The following is a 4,007-nucleotide window of genomic DNA, read 5'->3' as shown; positions in this document are numbered from 1 at the left end:
CGGGTCGTCCCGATCAACGGACCTTCGTCCCCGGACTGACCGGCCGGAGGGGGACCAGGAGGGAGGCCTCGTCCCCGGCGGCGAGGATCATCCCCCGGCTCTCGACCCCGAAGATCTTTGCCGGCGCGAGATTTGCGATCAGCGCCACGTCTTTGCCCACCAGCTCCTCCGGCTTGTAGAACTGGGCGATACCGCTGACGACCTGCCGCTTCTCGCCGCCGAGGTCGACGATGAGTTTGTAGAGCTTCTTCGAGCCCTTGATCGGCTCGGCCGAGATCACCGTCGCCGTCCGGATATCGAGGTTGCCGAACTCCTCGATGGAGACGGTGGGCATCTTCGGTTCGGCGGCCGCATTTGCCTTCTCGACCCGCAGGTTGAGGGTCGCATCAAGGTCGGCGATCTGCTCCTTCTCGATCTTCGTAAAGAGGGTGGAGGGCTTTTCGAGTGGACGGGCGCCGAGCGGCGCCGTGGCCTCCGCGATGGGGTGGGCCGCGAGATCGTCGTCGTAGCCGAGCATCGTCCAGGCCCGCTGCATCGCATCGGGCATCAGGGGCTCGAAGACGAGAGCGAGCGCTTTCACAATCTGGAGGCAGTCGGCGATCACCTGCTCCGCCGCGGCCGGGTCCTCCTTGATCAGCTTCCAGGGGGCGTTGTTCTGGATGTAGACGTTCCCGAACGACGCAAGCGCCATCATCGCATCGACGGCGTTCTTGAAGTCATAGTCCCGCATCAGGGCGTCGATGACGGAGAGCGACCGCTCGATCTCCTCGACGACCGCCGGCCGGGGCGCGAGGTCGGGAACACCCGAGAACTCCTTCTCGGCGAAGTACATCGTCCGGTAGATGAAGTTCCCGAGCGTCCCGACGATCTCGTTGTTCACCCGCTCGGCGTAGACCTTCCAGGAGAAGTCGAGTTCCTTCGTATGGTTCGTGTAGGAGAGGAGGTAGTAGCGGAGGTAGTCCGCCGGGAGGCCCTTATCCAGGTAGTCGTCGTTCGTCCAGACGACATAGCCGCGGGACTTTGAGAACTTCCTCCCCTCGATCGTGACCATCCCGCTCGCGACCACCGCGTGCGGGAGGCCGTATCCCGCCCCCTTGAGGAGTGCCGGCCAGAAGATGCAGTGGTGGTAGATGATGTCCCCGCCGATGAAGTGCGTGACACGAGTCTCGTCGCCGCACCAGTAGTCCTTCCAGTCGGCGCCCGCCGCTTCTGCCCACTCCTTCGTGAACGATATGTAACCGATAGGCGCGTCGACCCAGACGTAAACAACCAGGTCATCGCTTCCGGGGAACTTCACGCCCCAGTCGAGCGTCCGGGTGATGCACCAGTCGTGCAGGAGCTCCTTCACCCACCCAAGGGCGTAATTCCGGGCGGTGGACGTGCCCCGGAGGTCCGGGAGGTACTCGAGGAGGAAGTCGCGGAAGGCCGAGAGCTTGAAGAAGTAGTGCTCCTGCTCCCGGTACTCCGCCTTCCCGCCGCAGACCTTGCAGACCGCATCCTTGATCTCGCCGGGCTCCAGGTGCTGCCCGCACCCCTGGTCGCACTCGTCGCCCCGGGCGACCGCTCCGCAGTGGGGACAGATCCCCTCCACATAGCGGTCGGGGAGGAACCGCTCGCACTGCGGGCAGTAACTCTGGCTGATGGTCTTAGCGTAGACGTAGCCATTCTCGATGAGCCGCTCGACGATCGATTGAGTGGTCTCGTGGTTCATGGCATCGTCCGTCATCCCGAACCGGTCGAAGACGACATCCATCCGCCGGAACGTCTCGTAGAAGTGCTCGTGATAGCGCTCCGAGAGGGCGCGTGGGGTCGAGCCCTCCTGCTCGGCGCTGATCACGATCGGCGTTCCGTGGTTGTCGGAACCGCAGACAAAGACAACTTCCTCCCCGGACCGGCGCATATACCGCACATAAAAGTCCGCCGGCACGTAGGTCCTCAGATGCCCGATATGGCAGGGACCGTTCGTGTACGGGAGCCCACACGTTACCAGCAACGGCTTACCACTCATCCTTATCTACTCTGGTCACGATGCTAATAAAGATACCAGCGTATGGCACGACTGATTTCAATACCGGTTCGGTCCTTCGGCTCTGAAGTCGGGACGCCCACGATTCAGGAGATCGCGGAGTGGCTGAAAGGGAAGCGGGGGGAGGAAGCGGACCTCACCACCTACCGGCTCGAGCAGTCGCTCGCGACGCAGGAAGGCGTGGCAGTGCCGGCCACCGGAGGTCTCTTCTACGGCGAGCGGTGGCGGGGAGCCTTCCTCGGTATGGAGGACGGGATGCTCGTCAACGAGCCGGGGATCGACCCGTCTGCCGTGGCCGCAGATGCACGCTCCGTCCGGGCAAGGCGCAAAGATGTCTGGTTCTCCCTCCCGGCTCCCCACATGCTCGGATTTCGGGACGGCTACATAGAAGACGAGGAGGAGTTCTCCGAGACGATCGCGACCGCGTATGCCCGGCTCGCACGGGAGATGCGCGATCTCGGTGTGAAGGGGCACGTTCTGGTCGCGGATCGGGCAGACCCGATCGAACTCGAGGTACTTGCCGGCCGGAAGGTTCTCTTCTTCCCCCGGAGCCCGGGAGAGTTCGATCTGGAACTGCTGCTCGAGTACCAGGGCGACCTCATCCTCCCGGCAGAGGACCTCTCCCGGGCAGAGGACCTGATGGAGCGGTTCCGGGTCAGGAGACTCATCCTGCTCGACCCGAAGAAGGAAGACCTTGCGGTCGCCGCCGCGTTCGCCGACCCGGATATGCTCGTTGTCGGCGGCTACTGCGAGGACGGCTGCACGGAGTACTGGAAGAGCCTCGTCGACCGGGCGTTCATCCCTCGATAGACTCCGCTGTCTCTGCGAGGCTGCGGTAATGCCGGTTCCGCTTGACAAGCCAGAAGAGGAGGCGATCAAAGAAACTGAATTGAAACGTGCCCCCGGCCGCGTGGGGGTGGCCGCCGCCGGAGAACTCCCGGGCGATGAGGTGGCTGACCGGGGGGACGGAGCGGATCGAGAACCGGCCGTTTGCGGAGACGACCACCTCGATATCGGTTTTGAGTTCGTCGCGGATGGCGTGGGCGGTCTCGCTCGGGTAGCCATAGAGGGGGGCGAAGGCTGTCCGGTACCGGCCGTTCTCGATGATAGTGGTGTGCCGGAGGCTCTTTTTAATGTCGCGCTCCATCTCGCGGACGATCCGTTCGTACTCGCTCTCGATCTTCGGATCAAGGATCGTGCCCCCGACGAGGTTGTCCCGGACGTACTCCCGGAAGCCCTTCTGCATCACCACCTGACCGAGGACCTTCGACCGGGGATCCTGGTGTTTCCAGAGGTCGTAGTCGCAGACGACCCGCGCGATCTCCTCCGCCACCGGATCGCCTGCGGCAAGGTCGCGTGCGACGATCCCGGTCGCGCAGGTGCCGACATCGACATGGAGAAAGTTCGTCTTCTTCTCGACGGCACGGATCTCCTCATCCTTCCAGCGGTGGTGGTCCCGCCACTCGATCCGCCACCCGTTCGACCGCGCTTTGGCGAGCCGCTGCTCCACGCCCTGCTGGTAGCCGATATCCGATATGCTGAGGAGGTCGCCCCGTCCGGGCGAGCCGGCCACGGCGTCGAGGAGTGAGAGGAACCTGCCGACCGGAGACCAGACGGTGAAGACCTCTCCGTACTTCCTCCGGTGAATGGCGTCGCTCCCGACGGCGTCGAGGTCGTTGTGGGTGAGATGCACGACGGTCACCGTCCGCCCGGAGAGTGCCTGCATAAGATTTGCGCCCCGGGCATCCGGCTTTTTATCGCTCCGGTCCATTGTTCATATATCGGTGTACGACGTGATAAACAGGCGGTCTTGAGCCCCGTGCCGTCCCGCCGCCCGGCGCAGGGGAGGTGGCGCATCCAGAGGCACAGGATTTATTAGGGACAACTTACAACACTGTAAGGCAGGAGCCCCTGTAGCTCAGACTGGGAGAGCGCCAGACTGAAGATCTGGTTGTCCCCGGTTCAAATCCGGGCGGGGGCA

At 63.6% G+C, this 4,007-nt stretch carries 3 protein-coding genes and 1 tRNA gene; 2 read left to right on the top strand and 2 right to left on the bottom strand.

Features of this window, described 5'->3' with window-relative positions:
- Positions 1 to 13 precede the first annotated feature (13 nt).
- Positions 14 to 2,008 carry a methionine--tRNA ligase gene (gene metG, locus PLN84_RS11790; RefSeq protein WP_292386459.1) on the bottom strand — a complete coding sequence of 665 codons (1,995 nt, stop codon included), beginning with the start codon at positions 2,006 to 2,008 and terminating at the stop codon, positions 14 to 16.
- A gap of 42 nt (positions 2,009 to 2,050) precedes the next feature.
- Here metG and PLN84_RS11785 point away from each other — a divergent pair, with 42 nt between their 5' ends.
- Positions 2,051 to 2,836, top strand: a complete 786-nt coding sequence (locus PLN84_RS11785) for a hypothetical protein (protein ID WP_292386457.1) — start codon at positions 2,051 to 2,053, stop codon at positions 2,834 to 2,836.
- On the opposite strand, the gene PLN84_RS11780 is transcribed toward PLN84_RS11785, so the two are convergent.
- Entirely contained in the window at positions 2,823 to 3,797 is a 975-nt protein-coding gene (locus tag PLN84_RS11780; RefSeq protein WP_292386456.1) for a phosphoesterase, read from the bottom strand. The genes PLN84_RS11785 and PLN84_RS11780 overlap by 14 nt on opposite strands.
- A gap of 136 nt (positions 3,798 to 3,933) precedes the next feature.
- Between PLN84_RS11780 and PLN84_RS11775 the strand changes: the two genes are divergently transcribed.
- Positions 3,934 to 4,007 (top strand) — tRNA-Phe (locus PLN84_RS11775).

This window comes from Methanoculleus sp. (assembly GCF_035363275.1).
Lineage (GTDB): Archaea > Halobacteriota > Methanomicrobia > Methanomicrobiales > Methanoculleaceae > Methanoculleus.
Note: the sequence above shows the minus strand (reverse complement) of the source record. Positions and strands in the feature narration are given on the sequence as shown.

Excerpts from the sequence above, each read along its gene's own strand:
- metG (WP_292386459.1), bottom strand. The coding sequence starts at position 2,008 with ATGAGTGGTAAGCCGTTGCTGGTAACGTGTGGGCTCCCGTACACGAAC.
- PLN84_RS11785 (WP_292386457.1), top strand. The coding sequence starts at position 2,051 with ATGGCACGACTGATTTCAATACCGGTTCGGTCCTTCGGCTCTGAAGTC.
- PLN84_RS11780 (WP_292386456.1), bottom strand. The coding sequence starts at position 3,797 with ATGGACCGGAGCGATAAAAAGCCGGATGCCCGGGGCGCAAATCTTATG.